This window comes from Paenarthrobacter sp. NPDC091711, from assembly GCF_044756605.1.
Taxonomy (GTDB): domain Bacteria; phylum Actinomycetota; class Actinomycetes; order Actinomycetales; family Micrococcaceae; genus Arthrobacter.
On sequence record NZ_JBIVTF010000002.1, the window covers coordinates 145,822 to 168,468 of the forward strand.

A 22,647-nucleotide genomic window follows, 5' to 3' on the forward strand; every position below is an offset into this window, starting at 1 on the left:
GTGCGCTCCTCTTTGTAGACTGCAACATTATCGGATTCCGTCACGGGTCCGCACTGGAGGGACCCCGCTCGGATCACCGTCCTGGCCCGGCCCGCCGGTATTGCTGGGCGGCTTCCGGTTCAAACGCCACACCGCCAGCACGATCAGCCCCAACGCAACGAGGGCAAGCATGGCAAAAGCATAAGAACGCAGAGCCCACATAATGCTCAGCGCGACGGCAATGGCCCCCCACCACACCACTACCCGTTCAGCAAGAAGCAGGCCTGACACCAGAAGCACAACATGGGCCACGAGTACGTAGAACTGCTGCGAAGACGTTCCGCTGAAGATGGTCCCCAGAGACATGAGGGACAGCAACCCGCCTGTGATACACAGGCGAAGGAGACCCTCCGCACGCTGCCCGTCACCGTAGCGCAGCCCTGCTATAACGGCCCCGGCCGCCACATACCACTGCGCGGTCCAGAATAAATCAGGACTGGCCCCGTCCACGAACAGCACCGCCCGTTGAAGAGCTGCAACAGAGACAATCCCGGCAAGCTCAGCAGCCAGCCATTTGCCGTGCGGTACCTCAACCACCACCATGACCCCGGTTGCCAGCACCAGGACGAATCCCAGCATGGATGTTTGGTCTCGCCCCAACCCCACGGCTGCAGCTGTTGCAACCGCCAGGGTCGCAGTGGCGGCCAGGGAATTCCGTCTCCAGTCATTCCCCCTAATAGCCGCTCCGCCGAACATCTTCAGGGAATAGAGGAGCACCGCGGTCCCGACTCCGCCAATCAGCCAGGGGGCGTAGTTGCTCCAAACGCCCGCAGGCAGCCCCTCCAGCAAACCGTCGACGGCGGGAACCGCCCCTATCAGCACTGCCGGAGCAGCTGCCGCGTAGAGACCTGGAAGCCGCTCAAAGTGCGAGGCAGCGAACAAGACACCAGCAAGGACCACAATGGAGAGTCCAGTCAGGGAGGAGGAAATACCCAAGGTCAAACCGCCACCCACAAGGGTGAACGCCAAGGCTGAGATGAACCAGAAGCTACGCTCCGTGACGTCCGCAACCGAAGTCTCTTCTACCGGCTCCGGCCGGAACACGGCCCGGGCAACAATCATGGCTACTGCCAGGGCGAGCAGGACAACAGGGACCTGGGATTTGTCCAGCAGCGGTTGATACAGCCAGGTTGATAGGGGGAACACAAGTGCCGGCCCGGCGGCGATGACGCCCGCCCCTATCGCAGCGGTACCGAAGTACCGGGACGCGCGTGCCCCAAGGATGCGCCAGGCAACAGCTGCGGAAACTGTAACCAGAACCAACTCAAGCAACACCACCCAGCGGCCTCCGCCGTCGTAATCCCGCGCGAACAAGTAGGCGAACGGCAGCAAGAGTTGGGCAGCCAAAGTGGCGTGGACTGTGGCCTGCTGGAAGGCAACGTCAACACCCCGCCTTTGCAGGAGCAAAGTCAGCAGATGCTGCAAGGCGAGCATCAGCGCCACGCTGATGGATACCGCTGCCGCGGAATCCGTTACATCGGCAACTACCACCGCTACGAAGGCGCCTGTAAGCACCCGGACCGCCAAGAGGTAGCAACCACGGATCACGGGGTGGCGAACCGCGCCCACCATGAAGCCGCTGTAGGCAGCAAAGATGCCCAGCAAAATTTCGACGTCCCGGATGTTCCCCACGCGAAGGGCCAGGAGGACGACAAAAACAGCGGGGGCAAAGATCCAACCAACGGAGTGACGTCGCAGAATCGCGCTGGCCAAGACGGCGGCAAGGGCAGTTGTTGCGGCCGCAACCCCAGGCTGCCAGCTGTCGCGTCCGCTCAACCCGGACAACGCAATGGCGACAGTAAAGGATGTGCTGGCTGCGGCCATGACGGTAAGAACAGCGCCGGCGTCAAGTACAGAGGCCCGGGGGAACCGGCGTCGACTACTGGCAAGGAGGGGCAGGACCAGCTGGAACGCAGCAGCCATAACCACTACCAGTCCAGTAGCGGGAATTTCACCGGCGAGGCGAACACTCCAGCCATCCCGTGTCGCATCGCCGTAGGCGGATGCCACCAACACTGTGCCGGCTGCCCGGGCCATCCACCAATAGCATTGCCTGTGGAACGACCGGGAGATCCTCAGGGCGGTGACCACCAGGTAGGCAAGCAATGCCAGAAGGACGCCGTTTCCCAACGACCATGACACGAAAGCTGCCGCCACGCCGACAGCGATGACTGCAGTGGTGGGTGCTATCGCTTCAGCCACCGTTAGGCGCCACACACTCCCCGCGCCTGCGTCCTGACGAGCGGGCGGAAACATGAGGAAGCCCGAGGCCAAGCTTGCCGTCAACACAAGGAGTACAGCTGCGGCAACAACCGGGCGCCCTGCGGTCACCTCAAATATCGGCAGGACAAGAAGGCCTGCCACCGCGGCGGCACCGAAGCCAGCCACTGTAGCCTGCGGGGCCAACAGCCGGACTCCCCCGCGTGCTAAGCCGGCGCTGGCAAGTTGCTGCGCAGCTGCTGCTGCCACGAAACCTGCCAGAGCGTAGGAAGTCCTGTCCGGATTTCCTGTCAACGCGCCAGCCACACCCATGGGCACAGCCAGGGTAAGGGCGATCCGGCCAGCCAGAATCAAATATTGCCGGAAAGCGGTAGGCGTGAGCAACGCCCGCAGGAACCAGTAGAGCGCGGCTGTTGTCAGGAGTACCGAGACGGGCCATGCACCCAACAGTCCACCCAGCGCACCAGCCACCCCCAGCACAGCGGCCGGGGCAAACTCCGTTCCGCGCCCCAGTTTCCACCCAATCACCATGGCAGTCAGCATGGTCAAGGCGAGAGGAACATAGTTGGGAAGATCGAACGGCCTGAACTCAAGTACCACGGTGAGGATAGCCGAGATGATCAGCTGCAACGCCAGACAGGACACTGCGTCATTCCACCAGAAACGAGGCAAGAGCTTCCTGCCACCGAAGGCAACCCCCAGGGACTGGACTCCAAGGCAGATTACTGCAGCCAACAACACCGTGCTCACATTTGCGGTGACATCCCACACCACCCCCAGCAAAGCGAGCGTCAACGCGGCCCGCGCAGCGTAGAGATGCTGCACCCTGTACCGGGCCTGCGGCACAAAGAACATCACGGCGAAATAGACGCCGCACATCAGCATGACCAAGGCGTACTCCCCCTTGGACAAAAGGTGCGGCGTGAAGGTTACGGCAGCGGCCACAACGGGTACCAAAGCGGGATGCAGCACCATGAGGGGGCGGACGTACAGCGGAGGAAGCCACTTGGGCCGCAGCAGGGAGACCACCGTCAGGAGAACTGCCACCCCGATGAGGGCCGTGAAGTACCAGACCAGGGCGCCCCCAAGAACGGAAACTCCGGACCACGCAGTCGAGACGACGAAACTGAGGGACAGGAAGGCCAGGACTTTGTTATCCAACCGGACAGCGGTGTATGCGTAAACTGCTGTGCCCAGCAACGAGGTGACCAGCCACGCCGCGGGTCCGTTGTGGAGCACAAAGTTGTACATGGCCAGCCCTGTGACCGGAACGAGCGCCAGCCCGGTTCCGACGAAGGCAACGGCAGCCGGTCGCAGGCGGGGAACGCGCGAGTGGATGACCATGCCCGCAACGTAGAACAGTGCAGTAATAAACCAGATGCCCACAAAACGGAAGAGGGCCGGAAGGCTCGTGCCCACGAACAACGCACCGGCAGCAACCAAGAGGAGACTGGCAACGTAGAGCGTGACGTTGATGTTCTGCTGGTCGCGCTTCTCCTTGCGCGCCGCGGCGGCCTCAGGGGTCTCGCGCACCACCGGGGGCTGCGGCATCTGGAAGGCAGCCTGTTGCTGCGCCGCAGGCTGCGCGGCCGGCCGGGCCGCGGGTTGCGCAGGCGGCCGGAACGCCTGCGCCCGTGGCGGCGCCGGGTTGCGGAGAGTCGGTGGGGGCGTCATGGGCGGCGCCGGAGGTTGCACGGGCGACTGGATGTACGGCTGGCTGGGCGGTGGGCTCACCCGGGCAGGAGTGACGGTTCGGGCAGCTGCCTGGTCACCGTGATGCTGCTTGGCCTCAGCGTCCCGCCACCCAGCCAGGTGGCCGGCAAGAAAACCCGACTGGTAGGAGGCTGCTTGGTCCCGCTCAGCAGAAGGGTGGTGGGCAGTCCCGCGTCGCCCCTTCGCCAACCCGACTGCAAAGCCAACCCCGCCCACGATGACGAGGAGCAGCAGTATGAGGAATGCAGTCATGGAAGCTCCTTGGTTTCGCCGGACGCAGTGAGTGCACGGCCTTTATCCATTCGATAGAGTAACTGTAGCAAAAAGAACCCCACCGCCGTAGCGGTGGGGTTCTTTTTAGCTAACTACCGGCTGGGCCGGAGTATCACCGATCTACAAGTAGAGACTACTTGATGATGCTGGTGACACGTCCCGAACCAACGGTGCGGCCGCCTTCGCGGATAGCGAAGCCGAGGCCCTCTTCCATAGCGATCGGCTGGATGAGCGCAACGGTCATCTCAGTGTTGTCGCCAGGCATAACCATTTCCGTGCCTTCCGGCAGGGTGATAACGCCGGTTACGTCCGTGGTACGGAAGTAGAACTGCGGGCGGTAGTTGGAGTAGAACGGGTTGTGACGTCCGCCTTCGTCCTTGGAAAGGATGTAGACGTTAGCCTCGAAGTCGGTGTGCGGGGTGATGGAACCCGGCTTGACGACAACCTGGCCACGCTCGACATCGTCGCGCTTCAGACCGCGGAGCAGGAGGCCACAGTTCTCGCCGGCCCATGCTTCGTCGAGCTGCTTGTGGAACATCTCGATACCGGTGACCGTGGTCTTCTGGATCGGGCGGATGCCAACGATCTCGACCTCGGAGTTGATGGCGAGGGTTCCACGCTCGGCGCGGCCCGTAACAACGGTGCCACGACCGGTGATCGTGAAGACGTCTTCGATCGGCATCAGGAACGGCTTGTCGCGGTCACGTACGGGGTCCGGAACGGACTCGTCGACTGCTGCCATCAGGTCCTGGACGGACTTGACCCAAACCGGGTCGCCTTCCAGAGCCTTGAGACCGGAAACGCGAACAACCGGAGCCTCATCGCCATCGAAGCCCTGCGAGCTCAGGAGCTCACGAACTTCCATTTCGACGAGGTCGAGGAGTTCTTCGTCATCAACCATGTCGGACTTGTTCAGTGCGACCAGCAGGTAGGGAACACCAACCTGGCGGGCGAGCAGAACGTGCTCACGGGTCTGAGCCATCGGACCATCGGTTGCAGCAACCACGAGGATTGCGCCGTCCATCTGGGCAGCACCGGTGATCATGTTCTTGATGTAGTCAGCGTGACCCGGGGCGTCTACGTGTGCGTAGTGGCGCTTCTCGGTCTGGTACTCCACGTGGGAGATGTTGATGGTAATACCGCGCTGGCGCTCTTCCGGAGCAGAGTCGATCGACGCGAAGTCGCGCTGCTCGTTGAGATCCGGGTACTGGTCGTACAGCACCTTGGAAATGGCGGCAGTCAGCGTCGTCTTACCGTGGTCAACGTGACCAATGGTGCCGATGTTGACGTGCGGCTTAGTCCGCTCGAACTTTGCCTTTGCCACAGGTTCCTCCTAGAACGATTTCAAGTGAAGTGCTCCTCGGCCGCGCTTTTCGCGGCAGAAACTTTAGCAAGTCTACTTGGGGGCTTGGTTTTGGTGAAATTGCAGATTCAGGAACCAATGGTAGTTCCTCGAGCCTGTTTGCGCAGGGGCCGGGCTGCAGCTCTCGCCGCAGCCCCGCCTCAAGCGCTCAGATGCCTTCCCGATACCGGAATTGCATCCGTTACCGGGAGATTACTCGCCGCGGGTTTTCTGGATGATCTCGTCGGCTACTGCCTTGGGGACCTCCGCGTAGCTGTTGAACGTCATGGAGTACACAGCGCGACCCTGGGTCTTGGACCGGAGGTCACCGATGTAGCCGAACATGCCGGACAGCGGAACGTGTGCACGGATAACCTTCACACCTGCTGCGTCTTCCATGGACTGCATCTGGCCACGACGGGCGTTCAGGTCACCGATAACATCACCCATGTATTCCTCAGGTGTGCGGACCTCAACATCCATCAGCGGTTCAAGCAGAACAGGGTTCGCCTTGCGTGCAGCTTCCTTGAAAGCCATACGTCCGGCGATCTTGAACGCCATTTCCGAGGAGTCAACATCGTGGGACGCGCCATCAATCAGCGTGGCCTTGATGCCGACAACCGGGTAACCGGCCAGGACGCCGTCGTTCAGTGCATCCTGGATACCAGCGTCAACGGACGGGATGTATTCGCGCGGAACACGGCCACCAGTGACCTTGTTTTCGAACGCGTACAGCTCGCCGGAAGCGGTGTCCATTGGCTCGATCGCAATCTGGATCTTTGCGAACTGACCCGAACCACCGGTCTGCTTCTTGTGCGTGTAGTCAAGGCGCTCGACGGCGCGCTTGATGGTTTCGCGGTAAGCAACCTGCGGCTTGCCAACGTTTGCCTCGACCTTGAATTCGCGGCGCATGCGGTCCACCAGGATGTCCAGGTGGAGCTCGCCCATGCCGGCGATGATGGTCTGGCCCGTGTCTTCGTTGAGGGAGACCTGGAAGGTCGGGTCCTCAGCGGAGAGCTTCTGGATGGCCGTGGAGAGCTTCTCCTGGTCACCCTTGGTGTTGGGCTCGATCGCAACAGAGATCACGGGCTCCGGGAAGCTCATGGACTCGAGGACGATCTGGTTGTTGGCATCACACAGGGTGTCGCCCGTGGTGGTGTCCTTCAGACCGATGGCTGCGTAGATGTGGCCGGCGGTAGCGCCCTCAACAGGCATTTCCTTGTTGGCGTGCATCTGGAACAGCTTGCCGATGCGTTCCTTCTTGCCCTTGGTGGAGTTGACCACCTGGGCGCCTGCCTCAACGTGACCGGAGTACACGCGGACGAAGGTCAGCTGACCGAAGAACGGGTGCGCAGCAATCTTGAAGGCGAGGGCCGAGAACGGCTCGTCTGCAGACGGCTTGCGGGTGAGTTCCTTCTCTTCGTCGCGGGGATCGTGACCGATCATCGGCGGGACGTCGAGCGGGTTCGGCAGGAAGTCAACAACAGCGTCAAGCATCGGCTGGACACCGCGGTTCTTGAAGGCAGAACCACAGAAGACCGGGTAGAGCTCAGAGTTGATGGTCATCTTGCGGATGCCGGCTTTGATCTCTTCGAGGGTGAGTTCTTCACCTTCGAGGTACTTCTCCATGAGCTCTTCGGAAGCCTCGGCCACAGTCTCAACGAGCTGTGCACGGTACTCTTCGGCCTTGGCCTGGAGGTCCGCCGGGATTTCCTGCACTTCGTAGGAAGCGCCCATGGTGACGTCACCCTTTGCGTCGCCAGGCCAAACCAGGGCGCGCATTTCGAGGAGGTCAACAACACCGATGAAGTCGTTCTCAGCGCCGATGGGGAGCTGCATAACCAACGGCTTGGCACCAAGGCGGGAGATGATGGTGTCTACGGTGAAGTAGAAGTCAGCACCCAGCTTGTCCATCTTGTTGACGAAGCAGATACGCGGAACGTTGTACTTGTCAGCCTGGCGCCAAACAGTCTCGGACTGCGGCTCCACGCCTTCCTTGCCGTCGAACACTGCAACTGCACCGTCGAGGACGCGCAAGGAGCGCTCAACCTCAACCGTGAAGTCAACGTGGCCCGGGGTGTCAATGATGTTGATCTGGTTCTTGTCCCAGAAGCAAGTCACGGCGGCAGACGTGATGGTGATGCCGCGTTCCTTTTCCTGTTCCATCCAGTCAGTCGTCGAAGCGCCGTCGTGCGTTTCGCCGATCTTGTGGTTCACACCCGTGTAGAACAGGATGCGCTCGGTAGTGGTGGTCTTGCCGGCATCGATGTGGGCCATGATGCCGATGTTGCGGACCTTATTAAGGTCGGTAAGCACGTCCTGTGCCACGGGGTCTCCCTTTCGGATGGACTACACGTTCGCCGCCGGCTCAGTGAGCCGGCGGCGTCCGGAAAGTTTTTACCAGCGGTAGTGTGCGAAGGCCTTGTTGGACTCGGCCATCTTGTGGGTGTCTTCGCGACGCTTCACAGCGGCACCAAGACCATTGGAGGCATCCAGGATTTCGTTCTGGAGGCGCTCGGTCATGGTCTTCTCCCGGCGGGCCTTGGAGTAGCCCACGAGCCAACGCAGAGCGAGAGCGGTGGAGCGACCCGGCTTGACCTCAACCGGAACCTGGTAGGTAGCGCCACCAACACGGCGTGAACGCACCTCGAGCGAAGGCTTGACGTTGTCCATGGCCTTCTTGAGAGCGGCAACGGGGTCGCCGCCGGACTTGGCACGTGCACCTTCGAGTGCGCCGTAAACGATGCGCTCTGCGGTGGACTTCTTGCCGTCAACAAGAACCTTGTTGATCAGCTGCGTGACCAACGGGGAGCCGTAAACGGGATCGGAAACTAGCGGCCGCTTCGGGGCCGGACCCTTGCGAGGCATATTACTTCTTCTCCATCTTTGCGCCGTAACGGCTGCGAGCCTGCTTGCGGTTCTTTACACCCTGGGTGTCAAGTGCGCCGCGGACGATCTTGTAGCGGACACCCGGAAGGTCCTTAACACGACCACCACGGACGAGCACGATGGAGTGCTCCTGGAGGTTGTGGCCAACACCGGGGATGTAGGCGGTAACTTCCACGCCACCGTTGAGGCGCACACGTGCCACCTTACGGAGAGCCGAGTTCGGCTTCTTGGGGGTGGTGGTGTAAACGCGGGTGCAAACACCGCGGCGCATCGGGCTGCCCTTCAGCGCGGGAGCCTTGGTCTTGGAGACCTTCGGCGTGCGGCCCTTGCGGACCAGCTGGTTAATCGTAGGCACTTTCGTGTTCTCCGTTGTTTGATCTCTGCCCCCACACACAGGCGCCAGCCTGGGTAAACGTGGGAACTTTGGCGTTGCTCGTGCAGCCGGCCGAAACTCCGGTAGGCGTGCAAAAGTGCGGCATTCGTTGCGCATGTTGCCCGCAACCCGGAAACAGGCTCCACCCAGCACCATGAGAACAAAACCAAAATGATGCTGCGGCGGCCTTCATCCACTGCCACACAGAACAATTACCAAAAGTCTAGCACGGCTTGATCTAGGGCCTTAATCGGGTGTAAGGAGGTCGACGGCGGAAGCCGACTGCCGCCGTCGGCCTCCCCTCCCCCGGGTTTCCTCGCAAGAGGGCGTTAACGGGTCAGGCCCCGCACTCGAAAGTGCGGGGCCTGACCTTACAGCTTCACCTTACGCGTCAGCGGAAGTCGTTGCCGAGATCGTAGTCATCCAACGGGATGGCGTGGAACTCGGGAGCGCCGTCGCCACCCAGGGCGTCATAGGAGAAGTCGGTGAAAGCGCTGGGACCCGTGAACAGGCTTGCCTTTGCTTCTTCCGTCGGCTCCACAGTGACCTCTGTGTAGCGGGGCAGACCCGTACCAGCCGGGATGAGCTTACCGATGATGACGTTTTCCTTGAGGCCGAGCAGAGGATCGCTCTTGCCTTCCATGGCCGCCTGCGTCAGGACGCGGGTGGTTTCCTGGAAGGAAGCTGCCGACAGCCAGGACTCGGTAGCCAAGGAAGCCTTGGTGATACCCATGAGTTCCGGACGACCCGAAGCCGGGGACTTGCCCTCGGATACGACGCGGCGGTTCTCGTCCTCGAAGCGGGCGCGCTCTGCAAGCTCACCGGGGAGCAGGTCGGAGTCGCCGGATTCGATGACGGTCACGCGGCGCAGCATCTGGCGGACGATAACCTCGACGTGCTTGTCGTGGATACCAATACCCTGGCTGCGGTAAACGCCCTGAACCTCGTCCACAAGGAACTTCTGCGCGGCACGGGGGCCCATGATGCGCAGAACCTGCTTCGGGTCCACCGGACCGTTGATCAGCTTCTGGCCGACGCTGACATGATCGCCATCTTCGATGAGGAGACGTGAACGGCGCAGCACCGGGTAGGCAATCTCTTCGGAACCATCGTCCGGAGTGATGACCAGGCGCATCTGGCGCTCGGACTCTTCGATGGTGATGCGACCGGCTGCTTCAGCAATCGGTGCCACACCCTTCGGAGTGCGGGCTTCGAAGAGCTCCTGGATACGGGGCAGACCCTGGGTGATGTCGTCGCCACCACCGGCGGAAACTGCACCACCGGTGTGGAACGTACGCATGGTCAGCTGGGTACCGGGCTCACCGATGGACTGTGCGGCAATGATGCCCACGGCCTCGCCGATGTCCACGGTCTTGCCAGTGGCCAGCGAACGGCCGTAGCAGAGTGCACAGGTGCCGACCTTGGACTCACACGTGAGTACAGAGCGGACCTTGACCTCAGTGATGCCTGCAGCCAACAGCTGGTCGATAACGACGTCGCCGCAGTCGGTGCCGCCGGCAGCCAGGACGTTGCCCTGGGCATCGACGACGTCGACAGCCAGCGTACGTGCGTAGGCGCTGTTCTCGACGTTCTCGTCCAGGACGAGCTCACCGTTGGAATCCGGCACGGCGATCGGGGTGACCAGACCGCGTTCGGTACCACAGTCCTCTTCGCGGACGATGACGTCCTGCGAAACGTCCACCAGACGACGGGTCAAGTAACCCGAGTTGGCGGTACGGAGAGCGGTATCGGCCAGACCCTTACGGGCACCGTGCGTGGCGATGAAGTATTCCAGCACCGACAGGCCCTCGCGGTAGGAGGACTTGATGGGGCGAGGAATGATCTCACCCTTCGGGTTGGCCACAAGACCACGGATACCCGCGATCTGGCGGACCTGCATCCAGTTACCACGTGCACCGGAGGACACCATGCGGTTGATGGTGTTCATCGGGGACAGGCTGTCGCGCATCGCCTGGGCGATTTCGTTGGTTGCCTTGTTCCAGATTTCGATCAGTTCCTGGCGACGCTCGTCGTCGTCGATCAGGCCCTTGTCGTACTGGCCCTGGATCTTGGCGGCCATGTTCTCGTAACCAGCCAGGATGGCGGGCTTGGAAGTAGGCACCTCGATGTCGGAGATGGCAACCGTGACACCCGAACGGGTGGCCCAGTAGAAACCGGCATCCTTCAGGTTATCCAGCGTTGCCGCGGTAACAACCTTCGGGTAGCGCTCTGCGAGGTCGTTGACGATCCGGGACAGTTCGCCCTTGTCAGCAACAGCCTCAACCCACGGGTAATCCTCGGGCAGCGTCTGGTTGAAGATGACCTGACCCAGGGAGGTTTCAACGAGAGCAGTCTGACCGGGCTCCCAACCTTCCGGAGCTTCCCAGCCTGCGTAAGGAACGAAGTCGTCCAGGCGGATCTTGACCTGGGAGTTCAGGTGCAGGTCACGGGCGTCGTACGCCATGATTGCTTCCGAAACCGAGGAGAAGATACGGCCTTCGCCGGCAGAACCGACGCGCTTGGTTGTCAGGTGGTACAGGCCGATGATCATATCCTGCGAAGGCAGGGTCACCGGACGGCCATCGGACGGCTTCAGGATGTTGTTCGAGGACAGCATCAGGATGCGGGCTTCGGCCTGGGCTTCCGGGCTCAGCGGCAGGTGGACTGCCATCTGGTCGCCGTCGAAGTCAGCGTTGAAGGCGCCACAAACCAGCGGGTGAAGCTGGATTGCCTTGCCTTCCACAAGCTGCGGTTCGAAGGCCTGGATGCCGAGACGGTGCAGGGTGGGTGCACGGTTGAGCAGCACCGGGTGTTCGGTGATGATCTCTTCCAGCACGTCCCAAACCTGCGGACGGTAACGCTCAACCATGCGCTTTGCCGACTTGATGTTCTGTGCGTGGTTGAGGTCAACCAGGCGCTTCATCACGAACGGCTTGAAGAGCTCCAGGGCCATCTGCTTAGGCAGACCACACTGGTGCAGCTTCAACTGCGGGCCGACGACGATGACCGAACGGCCGGAGTAGTCGACACGCTTGCCGAGGAGGTTCTGACGGAAACGACCCTGCTTGCCCTTGAGCATGTCGCTCAGGGACTTCAGCGGACGGTTGCCCGGACCCGTGACGGGACGGCCGCGACGGCCGTTGTCGAAGAGGCTGTCAACAGCTTCCTGAAGCATGCGCTTCTCGTTGTTGACGATGATCTCCGGAGCACCGAGGTCAAGCAGGCGCTTGAGACGGTTGTTGCGGTTGATCACACGACGGTAGAGGTCGTTGAGGTCGGAGGTCGCAAAGCGGCCACCGTCCAACTGGACCATCGGGCGCAGTTCCGGCGGGATCACCGGGACGGCGTCGAGAACCATGCCGAGCGGGCTGTTGTTGGTGGTCAGGAACGCGTTGACAACCTTCAGGCGCTTCAGGGCGCGCGTCTTACGCTGGCCCTTGCCGTTCTGGATGGTGTCGCGCAGGGACTCAGCCTCAGCCTGCATGTCGAAGGTCTCAAGGCGCTTCTTGATCGCTTCGGCACCCATGGAGCCTTCGAAGTACAGGCCGTAGCGGTCGCGGAGTTCGCGGTAAAGGCCTTCGTCACCTTCAAGGTCAGCAACCTTGAGGTTCTTGAAGCGGTCCCAAACCTGCTCAAGGCGCTCGATGTCGGCGTCGGCACGCTTGCGGACGTTCGCCATCTGGCGGTCAGCAGAGTCGCGGGCCTTCTTCTTGTCGGCAGCCTTGGCGCCTTCGCCTTCAAGACGGGCAAGCTCGTCTTCAAGGTCGCGGGCGATCGTGGCGATGTCGCTGTCGCGGTTGTCAACCATCTGCTTCTTCTCGAGGTCGTGCTCAACCTGGAGGTTCGGCAGTTCGGCGTGACGGCTTTCCGTGTCAACGCTGGTGATCATGTAGGCAGCGAAGTAGATGACCTTCTCAAGGTCCTTCGGTGCCAGGTCCAAAAGGTAGCCCAAGCGCGAAGGAACGCCCTTGAAGTACCAGATGTGGGTTACAGGCGCGGCCAGCTCAATGTGGCCCATGCGCTCACGGCGCACCTTGGCGCGGGTGACTTCAACGCCACAACGCTCGCAGATGATGCCCTTGAAGCGGACGCGCTTGTACTTACCGCAGTAGCATTCCCAGTCGCGGGACGGGCCGAAGATCTTCTCGCAGAAGAGGCCGTCCTTCTCGGGCTTGAGCGTGCGGTAGTTGATGGTTTCCGGCTTCTTGACCTCACCGTAAGACCATCCGCGGATGTCTTCCGCGGTGGCGAGGCCGATCTGCATGAGGCCGAAGGAGGATTCGCTGGACATATGGTCCCTGTTCTCTCTTGTTCTCTAAATTCTGAAGTCTTGGTTACGGGAAGAGGGAGCCGTTCCGACGGACAGACGTTGAGGCTGTCCGCCGGAACAGCTGCTAGACCTCTTCTACGGAACTGGGCTCTGCACGAGACAGATCGATGCCCAGTTCTTCCGCAGCCGTGAAGACTGCGTCATCAGAGTCACGCATTTCGATCGTGGTTCCGTCGGTGGAAAGAACTTCCACGTTCAGGCACAACGACTGCATTTCCTTGATCAAGACCTTGAAGGACTCGGGAACGCCAGGCTCAGGGATGTTCTCGCCCTTGACGATGGCTTCGTAGACCTTCACACGACCATGGATGTCATCCGACTTGATCGTGAGGAGTTCCTGAAGGGTGTAAGCGGCACCGTAAGCTTCGAGCGCCCACACTTCCATTTCACCGAAGCGCTGGCCACCGAACTGAGCCTTACCACCCAGCGGCTGCTGCGTGATCATGGAGTACGGGCCGGTGGAGCGCGCGTGGATCTTGTCGTCCACCAAGTGGTGGAGCTTCAGGATGTACATGTAGCCGACGGAGATCGGGTCCGGGAACGGCTCGCCCGAGCGGCCGTCAAACAGACGGGTCTTGCCGGAGGAGTCGATCAGGCGGTCGCCGTCGCGGGTCACGTTGGTGGAGTCAAGCAGGCCCGTGATCTCTTCTTCGCGGGCGCCATCGAACACCGGGGTGGCAACGGTGGTCTGGCCGGTTTCACGGGGCAGGTTGGGCAGGTTCTTGACCCACTCCGGCTCGCCTTCGATCTTCCAACCGGTCTTGGCAACCCAACCGAGGTGGGTTTCCAGGACCTGGCCAACGTTCATTCGACCCGGAACACCAAGCGGGTTCAGGACGATGTCCACCGGGGTACCGTCTGCAAGGAAGGGCATGTCCTCGATCGGAAGGATCTTGGAGATAACACCCTTGTTGCCGTGACGGCCGGCGAGCTTGTCGCCGTCGGTGATCTTACGCTTTGCTGCAACGTAGACGCGGACCAGCTGGTTCACGCCCGGGGGCAGTTCGTCGTCGTTGTCGCGGTCGAAGACGCGCACGCCGATGACCGTACCGGACTCGCCGTGGGGCACCTTCAGGGAGGTATCGCGGACTTCGCGGGACTTCTCACCGAAGATGGCGCGGAGGAGGCGCTCTTCCGGGGTCAGTTCGGTTTCACCCTTAGGGGTGACCTTTCCGACCAGGATGTCTCCGGCTTCAACCTCGGCACCGATGTGGATGATGCCGCGCTCGTCCAGGCCTGCAAGGACTTCCTCGGACACGTTGGGGATGTCACGAGTGATTTCCTCGGCACCAAGCTTGGTGTCGCGGGCATCAATTTCGTGCTCCTCGATGTGGATGGAGGAAAGTACATCCTCAGCGACGATGCGCTGGGACAGGATGATGGCGTCCTCGAAGTTGTGGCCTTCCCATGACATGAATGCCACGAGCAGGTTCTTTCCGAGGGCAAGCTCACCCTGGTCCGTTGCGGGACCGTCGGCGATGATGCCGCCAACTTCCAGACGCTGGCCTTCGTTGACCAGCACGCGGTGGTTGTAGCAGTTGCCCTGGTTGGAACGGGCGAACTTGTTGATGCGGTAGTTGGTCTCGGTACCGTCGTCGTTGATCATCACAACGAGCTCAGCGGAAACCTCGGTAACCACACCTGCCTTCTTCGCGATGACAACGTCACCGGCGTCGACGGCTGCTGCGCGCTCCATGCCGGTGCCCACGAACGGAGCCTCGGAACGGACCAGCGGCACGGCCTGGCGCTGCATGTTGGCACCCATGAGTGCACGGTTGGCATCGTCATGCTCAAGGAACGGAATCAGGGCGGTTGCCACGGAAACCATCTGGCGCGGGGAAACGTCCATGAACTGAACGTCTGCAGCGGGAACCAGAACGGGCTCGCCTCCACCACCACGGGCACGGACAAGGACGGTCTCTTCCGAGAACTTCTTGTCAGCGTCCAGAGGAGCGTTGGCCTGTGCGATCAGGACCTCGGCTTCGTCGTCAGCCGTGAGGTACTGGACCTCGTCGGAAACGACGCCCTCGGCAACCAGACGGTACGGCGTCTCGATGAAACCGAACGGGTTGATGCGGCCGTAGGAAGCCAGCGAGCCGATCAGACCAATGTTCGGGCCTTCAGGAGTTTCGATGGGGCACATACGTCCGTAGTGGGACGGGTGAACGTCTCGAACTTCCATGCCTGCACGGTCACGGGACAGACCACCCGGGCCAAGTGCCGACAGGCGGCGCTTGTGGGTCAGACCCGAAAGCGGGTTGTTCTGGTCCATGAACTGCGACAGCTGGGATGTTCCGAAGAACTCCTTGATTGCTGCCACAACGGGACGGATGTTGATCAGTGTCTGCGGCGTAATGGCCTCGACGTCCTGCGTGGTCATGCGTTCGCGAACGACGCGTTCCATACGGGAAAGACCGGTGCGGACCTGGTTCTCGATCAGTTCGCCCACGGCGCGGATGCGACGGTTGCCGAAGTGGTCGATGTCGTCGACGTCAACGCGGAGCTCGTGGTCTTCGCCGTCGCGCTTGCCCATGAGGGTCTTCTCGCCGGCGTGAAGCGCAACGAGGAACTTGATCATGGCGACGATGTCTTCAACGTGCAGGACCGAGGCTTCCTTGTCACCAAGGGAGCGGTCGATGCCGAGCTTGCGGTTGATCTTGTAACGGCCAACCTTGGCAAGATCGTAGCGCTTGGCGTTGAAGTACAGGTTGTCCAGCAGGGACTGGGCAGCCTCAACTGTGGGCGGCTCGCCCGGACGCAGCTTGCGGTAGATGTCCAGAAGCGCGTCTTCGCGGGTTTCGGTGGCGTCCTTCTCCAGCGTTGCACGCATGGAGTCGTACTGGCCGAACTCTTCCAGGATCTGGCCTTCGGTCCAGCCGAGGGCCTTCAAGAGAACCGTAACCGACTGCTTACGCTTACGGTCGAGGCGAACGCCGACCTGATCGCGCTTGTCGATTTCGAGTTCAAACCATGCACCACGGGACGGGATGATCTTCGCAGTGAAGATGTCCTTGTCACTGGTCTTGTCAGCGGTGCGCTCGAAGTAGGCGCCCGGTGAACGGACCAACTGGGAGACAACGACGCGCTCGGTGCCGTTGACGACGAACGTTCCCTTTTCAGTCATGAGGGGGAAGTCGCCCATGAACACGGTCTGCTGCTTGATTTCGCCCGTGTTGTTGTTCATGAACTCGGCCTTGACATACAGCGGTGCCGAGTAAGTGGCGTCACGGTCTTTGCATTCGGCCATGGTGTACTTCGGGTCAGCGAACTCCGGCTCCGAGAAGCTCAGGGACATGGTGCCCTGGAAGTCCTCGATGGGGGAGATCTCTTCGAAGATGTCGGCAAGTCCGGAGCTGGTGGCGACGCTGAGGTCGCCCTCCTCGACAGCCTTCGCTACCCGCGCCTGCCAGCGTTCGTTTCCGACCAGCCAGTCAAAGCTGTCAGTTTGCAGGGCGAGAAGATTCGGAACATCAAGGGGTTCGTGAATCTTTGCGAATGAGAGGCGGCGGGTGGCACCATCGGTGCTTGCCGTGTTAGCGGTTTCGTTATTAGAGGTGCTCGAGGCGACCAAGAGGGATCCTTCCACAGACCTTCAGGCGTTTTCAGATCTCCCCCGTTTGCATACTGCAGAGTGCTCCGCAGAATACTTGTTCCGGTTCCGCTATATGACCCGGACCCAGTCCGCTTATGACAGTGCACGTTGTAGGAACGGCACGTCAAGGACGCAGCTGAGAGGTAAAGCCCACCGCTATATGAAGGCTGAAGGTTAACAGGGAAGACGCAAATATCTACGATACGCCAATGCAGCCTTTCTGTCTACCCCAGATCGTCCGTGATTGCAAGCACGGTTGCTGCAGGCACCAATGCCCGGGTAAATCCGCGCAAATGCGGGAAGACCGGCCAAGGAATGGGACCAACGGCACAATTGTTGAAGTGGTTGGCCGTAGCTCGCTCCGCGATAGCCTTGCTACACCACTCCCGGATCGGAAGAGAGACCATGACCAACTCCGCTGACGACAATGACGTTGTCATCCTTGCTGCTTCCCGCACCCCACAGGGTCGGCTCAACGGACAATTGGCGGGATTCACCGCCGTCGACCTTGGCGCTCACGCCATAACCGCCGCTTTGGCGGCCAGCGGGGTCAAAGCCGACCAGGTGGACGCCGTCATCATGGGCCAGGTGCTTCAGGCCGGGACGGGTCAAAATCCGGCCCGGCAAAGCGCCATCGCCGCCGGTGTTGGATGGAACATCCCTGCCGTTACCATCAACAAGGTCTGCCTCTCCGGGCTCACCGCGGTCATAGATGCCGCCCGCATGATCCGCAGCGGTGATGCCACAGTAGTTGTTGCCGGTGGACAGGAATCCATGACCAGGGCCCCCCACCTCCTCCCCGGGTCCCGCCAAGGCTGGACGTACGGAGCCATCCAAGCACTGGACGTCGCCGCCCACGATGGCCTCACCGACGCCTTCGACGGACAGTCCATGGGCTTGTCCACCGAAACGAAGAACGTCACCCTCGGCATTGACCGCAAGGCCCAGGACGAAATTGCCGCGGCTTCCCACCAGCGCGCCGCTGCCGCCATCGCAGACGGCACCTTCGACGTCGAAATCGCTCCGGTACGCGTCAAGCAGCGCAAGGGCGATCCCCTGGTGCTCACCACTGATGAAGGCGTCAGGCCCAACACCTCGTTGGAAACACTGGCACCGCTCAAGGCGGCGTTCGCCACCGATGGCACCATCACGGCCGGCAACTCCTCTCCCCTGTCCGACGGCGCCTCCGCACTGGTGCTGACCAGCCGCCGGTTCGCCAAGGACAACGGGCTGGACTACCTAGCTGTTGTTGGAAAGCCCGGACAGGTTGCTGGACCTGACAACTCGCTTCATTCCCAGCCGTCGAACGCCATTGCACAGGCCTTGAAACGTGCGGGGTGGACGGCGGAGGACCTTGACTTCATCGAAATCAACGAGGCCTTCGGCTCAGTGGCCGTGCAGTCCCTCAAGGATCTCCACTACCCCCTGGAGAAGTGCAATATCCATGGCGGCGCCATCGCGTTGGGCCATCCCATTGGGGCGTCCGGAGCACGGCTCGCGTTGCACGCCGCGCACGAACTCAAGCGCAGGGGAACCGGCAAAGCGGCTGTCTCCCTCTGCGGAGGTGGAGGTCAGGGTGAAGCCCTCCTCCTGTACCGCGACTAGAAGGACCGCGACTAAAAGGAGTGAGCATGACTGAAGCTATGACCGACGGAGCCGAGCGATTCCTGTCTGACGCCGCCGCGCGCGGACTGGACGTAGACGTCGTCGAGCGTCCTGCTGCGCGGAGCCTGGAAGAAGCGGCCGGCATCTTGGGCATCAGCCCGGCAGACATCGTGAAGTCATTGGTGGTCAAGCACCGCGACGGAAGCTTCTTGTTCGCGCTCATTCCCGGGGATCGCCAGATCTCGTGGCCCAAGCTGCGTGCGTTAGTGGGCGTCAATAAGCTCTCGCTCCCCCACGCCGACGTTGCCCTGGCCGCCACCGGCTATGAACGTGGCACCATCACTCCGCTGGGCAGCACCACCGCTTGGCCTGTGTATGCCGATGCCACCATTACCGGGCGTCGCATTTCCATGGGTGCCGGGGCACACGGACGGAGCGCGTTCGTGGACGCGGACGCTCTCACCGCAGCCCTGGGCGCGGTAGTAGCAGACATCAGCGAACCCAACTGAGTAGCAGATCAGGTCGTTCTGAGCTGTCAGAACGACCTGATCTGCGACCTACTTGGGTGCACGAAACGTTGGTGCGTTAAACGCAGGAAGCCCCGCCCGGCGAACCGGACGGGGCTTCCACAAGCAAAACGAGTTACTTGAGGGTAACCGTAGCGCCAGCTTCTTCGAGCTGAGCCTTTGCCTTCTCGGCAGCTTCCTTGGTGGCGCCTTCGAGAACAGCCTTCGGTGCGCTGTCAACCAGGTCCTTGGCTTCCTTGAGGCCGAGGGAGGTGATGGCGCGAACTTCCTTGATCACTGCGATCTTCTTGTCGCCAGCAGCTTCGAGAACGACGTCGAATTCGGTCTTCTCTTCAGCAGCTTCAGCAGCACCGCCGGCAGCGGGGCCAGCAACTGCAACAGCAGCAGCCGTAACTTCGAAGGTCTCTTCGAAGAGCTTGACGAACTCGGAGAGCTCGATGATGGTCAGTTCCTTGAAAGCTTCAATGAGCTCTTCGTTGCTGAGCTTCGCCATGGTGGCGTCCTTCCATTAGTTGGCGCAGATCCGGGCTAAACCGGTCCATGCACCAGAGTTTGATTGAGGGGAGAACTTAGTTCTCTTCGGTTGCAGCTTCAGCGGCTTCGGCCGGAGCCGCAACCTCTTCAGCAGCAGCCTCTTCAGCGGCCGGAGCTTCTTCAGCGGCCGGTGCAGATGCGCCGCCCTCTTCTTCAAGCTTGAGGCGCAGAGCGTCGATGATGCGTGCAGCAGCGGATGCGGGAGCCTTGAGGACACCAGCAACACGTGCAAGCTGCAGCTCGCGGGACTCGAGGGCTGCCAGTGCGGCAACTCCTGCTGCGTCCAATGCCTTGCCTTCGAAGACGCCGGTCTTGATAACCAGCTGCTTGTTGGCCTTGGCAAAGTCCGTCAGGCTCTTGGCAGCAGCAACAGCGTCACCCTTGATGAAGGCGATTGCAGTAGGGCCGGCGAGCTGATCGTTGAATGCTTCAACTCCAGCTTCCTTGGCTGCAATGGCACTCAGGGTGTTCTTGACGACCGAGAACTTGGTGTCCTGGCCGAGCGCAACACGCAGTTCCTTGAGCTGTGCAACAGTGAGCCCGCGGTATTCGGTCAGGACAGCCGCGTTCGATTCCTTGAAATCGTTGGTGATCTCCGCAACAGCGGAAACCTTGCTAGGCGTTGTCATAACCCTCCTTCCGGGGAATAAAGCCGGTCTTCCGGGTCCCCGCTCACGAGAGCTAAAACTAAAAAACGCCCCGCGCAGATGCACGGGGCTTGGCTCAACACAGTTTTATCCGTGGAGACTTGCTTCGTTCACCTGCGCCGGCCGCCCTATGTTCAGGGTCCTTCGTCAAGGAATTCACTTTTGCCTCAGGGGCGCAGCTACAGAATTGAGCCATGCTCGAAAGAGTGGATTCCCATCAACCGACGGTCTTTGGTAATTCAAGGTTACGGGAGAGTGTTCGGCAAACCAAATCGGCCCTGCCTAGTCTGACGAAGTTGCTCCCGACAACCTGCCCGGAAGTTCCTTCTGCCACAGCCCAGTGACGCCTGCCGTGGTGAATCCCAACTGCTTGTTCACAGTCAGGAGGTACCTGTTCTCCGGCGCATTCCATGTATAGATGACGCGGGCGTCCGGGAACTGCTCGCTCAGCCGTTCCATGTTGGCAACCTTGATCAGCAAGCCAAGCTTGTTGCCCCGATGCTCCTGCAGGACCAAAGTATCGTCTTGGAAAACCACGTCCTGGCGGTGCGCAAGAACACTGATGGTGGTCAGGCCCACCAGGCGTCCGCTCTCAATATGCTCTACGGCGGTCACCACGGTGCGCCGGCCCTGCGCCAAAGCGGCGTTCTCGGTTTCGCGTAGAACCGCTTCGTCGAAAACCATCCCGCTCGCTTCGACTTCAGGTGCGTCCTCGTCCCCCTCGTCCCGCACCACTTCCCCGGCGGCGTTCTCCAGTGCGGCAACGGCTTCCAGCCAGTGTTCGGGGCAACGGTCTGTCCAATGGTGCAAGGTGTACCGGCCGCCGTTGGCCTCTTCTGCTTCAAGCTGCAGATCCCCCACCAGTTTGGAATCCAGGGGCAGCACGCAGGAGCTGAACTGTTCAATGTGCTGAAGGGTGTACCCAGCCCGCTTGGCGAAGTCCACCTCCCTGCTGCTCACCGGCACAAAACCAGCACCGCTGCCCGGGATCAACTGGTCCTCGGGTATCTCGGTGAGAGACGTTGCCGGATGGTTGGTATCCACCAAGGCCATGGTGCGTCCTTCTGCCCGGGCGAGCTGCTCCGCGGCTTCCAGCAATTGACGGCCGACGCCCTGCCCTTGGAACTCGGGAAGGATGTCCAAGGTGAACTCCGCCAGGTCAAGGTTGTCCGCCAAGGGGAGGGCGATGTCCACCGTGCCCACAATGACGCCCTCTACTTTTGCCACCAAAAGAATCTGGCGCTCATAGGGATCAGAAAGCTCCAACAGCTTTTCCAAGGGGGTGTAGGCGAGGTCGTCACTCCCCCAGGTCTCCATGCGTACCCGCCGCCCTACTTCCACGGCGTCCAGGAAATCAGTCGCGTCGGGGCTGTCCACGGTGTCAGGCACCCAGAGCTGCTCGACTTGAACGGTCTTCGCCTCGTCTAAAGTCATTCCAGCCGTTTCTGCCATTCGCCGTCAAAGCCGGAAGGCTTGAACCCCAAGGCGATATTTATGGCCAGCATATGCCGGTTTTCATTGGCGTTCCATGTCATCACCGACGTGGCGTCCGGCCACAACGTTTGAACACGGCGAAGATTGGCTATTTTGACCAGCATGCCGAGGCGGTGACCGCGGTGTCCGGGAGCAACCAAGGTGTCCTCTTGGTAGACCATGCCCGGCGTGGCTTCGCGGTGGGTGAGGATGGTGTAGGCCGCCAACTCACCTGTGGCATCGTGTCGGGCAACAGCCGCCGTGAAAGCAACGCCACCTGCCAGCCAGGTGTTCTCCTCCACACGGACACGGTTGGCATCCCACTCCTCGCCCTCCCAGCCCAGGCCTGCAATAGGCACCTCCGTACTCATCAGGCTTTTGAGCCTGGCGAACACATCCACGAGCTGATCAGGACAGCGGTTCTGCCACCCGATCACGCTGTACCCGGCCGCCAGCTTTGTTGCCTGCTCTTCGAGTTCCCGCAGGAGCTCTTCGCCCACCGGCAGGGGCAGCGTGCTGTTGGTTTCCACCTGCTCCAGGGAATAGCCGTGATGGAGGGCAAAGCCAGTGGAGGCGGTATCCAGCGGGACGCCGCCCGTACCGGATTTTGCCTCCAGCAACTCAGCTCCTGGGACGATGAGCCGCATTGGCTCAGAGCAAAACGCGTCAAAGGACACACGGCCCCGTTCCCGGGCCAGTCCTTCCAGCACCTCGAGGATCCTTGTCCCAATGCCGCGACGGCGATAGCCGGCGTCCACCAGGACGTCCACACCCGCCGTCGTGGTGTTTTCGCTCAACGGCAATGTCAGCGTGCCGCGGCCCACCACCACAGCGTCGAGGCGCGCCAGGAAGACGTGCCGCTCTTCATAGGCATTGCCCTGCCAGAAGAGGACAGCTTCGGCCAGAGTGGAGCAACGGTCCAGGTCTCCCCAGAGATCCAGGTGATGGGCAACGTCCAGATCATGGAAGGCGCGAAAATCGGGCGCCTCCGTCGCGTCGGGGCTTGTCGGAACCGGAATCCGCTCTACGGACAACCCGGCAGGGGCGGGAGAGTACGACGACGACGACACGCACCAAATCCTACGGCGCA

General features: G+C 61.3%; 13 protein-coding genes. 2 read left to right on the plus strand and 11 right to left on the minus strand.

What is annotated here, in order from left to right:
* Window positions 1-27: 27 nt before the first annotated feature.
* The 7 genes from ACIQH5_RS04020 to rpoB all read right to left on the minus strand — a co-directional run bounded on the left by ACIQH5_RS04020 (window position 28) and on the right by rpoB (window position 16,750).
* A complete protein-coding gene (locus tag ACIQH5_RS04020) occupies window positions 28-4,224 on the minus strand; it encodes a hypothetical protein (RefSeq protein ID WP_400400486.1) in 4,197 nt (1,398 codons plus the stop codon).
* A gap of 154 nt (window positions 4,225-4,378) precedes the next feature.
* Window positions 4,379-5,569 carry an elongation factor Tu gene (tuf, locus tag ACIQH5_RS04025; RefSeq protein WP_011775598.1) on the minus strand — a complete coding sequence of 397 codons (1,191 nt, stop codon included), beginning with the start codon at window positions 5,567-5,569 and terminating at the stop codon, window positions 4,379-4,381.
* 231 nt (window positions 5,570-5,800) lie between these two features.
* On the minus strand, window positions 5,801-7,915 hold the full coding sequence (gene fusA, locus ACIQH5_RS04030) for an elongation factor G (protein ID WP_011775599.1): 2,115 nt from the start codon (window positions 7,913-7,915) through the stop codon (window positions 5,801-5,803).
* 69 nt (window positions 7,916-7,984) lie between these two features.
* Entirely contained in the window at window positions 7,985-8,455 is a 471-nt protein-coding gene (gene rpsG / locus ACIQH5_RS04035) for a 30S ribosomal protein S7 (RefSeq protein WP_003803829.1), read from the minus strand.
* Between the two features lies 1 nt (window position 8,456).
* Window positions 8,457-8,831: a 30S ribosomal protein S12 gene (gene rpsL, locus ACIQH5_RS04040; protein ID WP_009358312.1), complete on the minus strand. Its 375-nt coding sequence runs from the start codon at window positions 8,829-8,831 to the stop codon at window positions 8,457-8,459.
* Between the two features lie 409 nt (window positions 8,832-9,240).
* A complete protein-coding gene (locus ACIQH5_RS04045; protein ID WP_062073184.1) occupies window positions 9,241-13,140 on the minus strand; it encodes a DNA-directed RNA polymerase subunit beta' in 3,900 nt (1,299 codons plus the stop codon).
* A gap of 103 nt (window positions 13,141-13,243) precedes the next feature.
* A complete protein-coding gene (gene rpoB, locus ACIQH5_RS04050; RefSeq protein WP_062073916.1) occupies window positions 13,244-16,750 on the minus strand; it encodes a DNA-directed RNA polymerase subunit beta in 3,507 nt (1,168 codons plus the stop codon).
* A gap of 426 nt (window positions 16,751-17,176) precedes the next feature.
* Here rpoB and ACIQH5_RS04055 point away from each other — a divergent pair, with 426 nt between their 5' ends.
* Together ACIQH5_RS04055 and ACIQH5_RS04060 are read left to right on the plus strand one after the other, a co-directional pair.
* Window positions 17,177-18,376 carry an acetyl-CoA C-acetyltransferase gene (locus tag ACIQH5_RS04055; RefSeq protein WP_400400490.1) on the plus strand — a complete coding sequence of 400 codons (1,200 nt, stop codon included), beginning with the start codon at window positions 17,177-17,179 and terminating at the stop codon, window positions 18,374-18,376.
* Window positions 18,377-18,402: 26 nt separating this feature from the next.
* A complete protein-coding gene (locus ACIQH5_RS04060) occupies window positions 18,403-18,885 on the plus strand; it encodes an aminoacyl-tRNA deacylase (RefSeq protein WP_062073188.1) in 483 nt (160 codons plus the stop codon).
* Window positions 18,886-19,018: 133 nt separating this feature from the next.
* On the opposite strand, the gene rplL is transcribed toward ACIQH5_RS04060, so the two are convergent.
* The 4 genes from rplL to ACIQH5_RS04080 form a co-directional block, all read right to left on the minus strand.
* On the minus strand, window positions 19,019-19,396 hold the full coding sequence (gene rplL, locus ACIQH5_RS04065) for a 50S ribosomal protein L7/L12 (RefSeq protein ID WP_011775604.1): 378 nt from the start codon (window positions 19,394-19,396) through the stop codon (window positions 19,019-19,021).
* 76 nt (window positions 19,397-19,472) lie between these two features.
* Entirely contained in the window at window positions 19,473-20,066 is a 594-nt protein-coding gene (rplJ, locus tag ACIQH5_RS04070; RefSeq protein WP_062073190.1) for a 50S ribosomal protein L10, read from the minus strand.
* 300 nt (window positions 20,067-20,366) lie between these two features.
* Window positions 20,367-21,536, minus strand: a complete 1,170-nt coding sequence (locus tag ACIQH5_RS04075) for a GNAT family N-acetyltransferase (protein ID WP_400400492.1) — start codon at window positions 21,534-21,536, stop codon at window positions 20,367-20,369.
* Window positions 21,515-22,627: a GNAT family N-acetyltransferase gene (locus tag ACIQH5_RS04080; protein WP_400400495.1), complete on the minus strand. Its 1,113-nt coding sequence runs from the start codon at window positions 22,625-22,627 to the stop codon at window positions 21,515-21,517. The genes ACIQH5_RS04075 and ACIQH5_RS04080 overlap by 22 nt, the downstream gene beginning before the upstream one ends.
* Window positions 22,628-22,647: the final 20 nt, after the last annotated feature.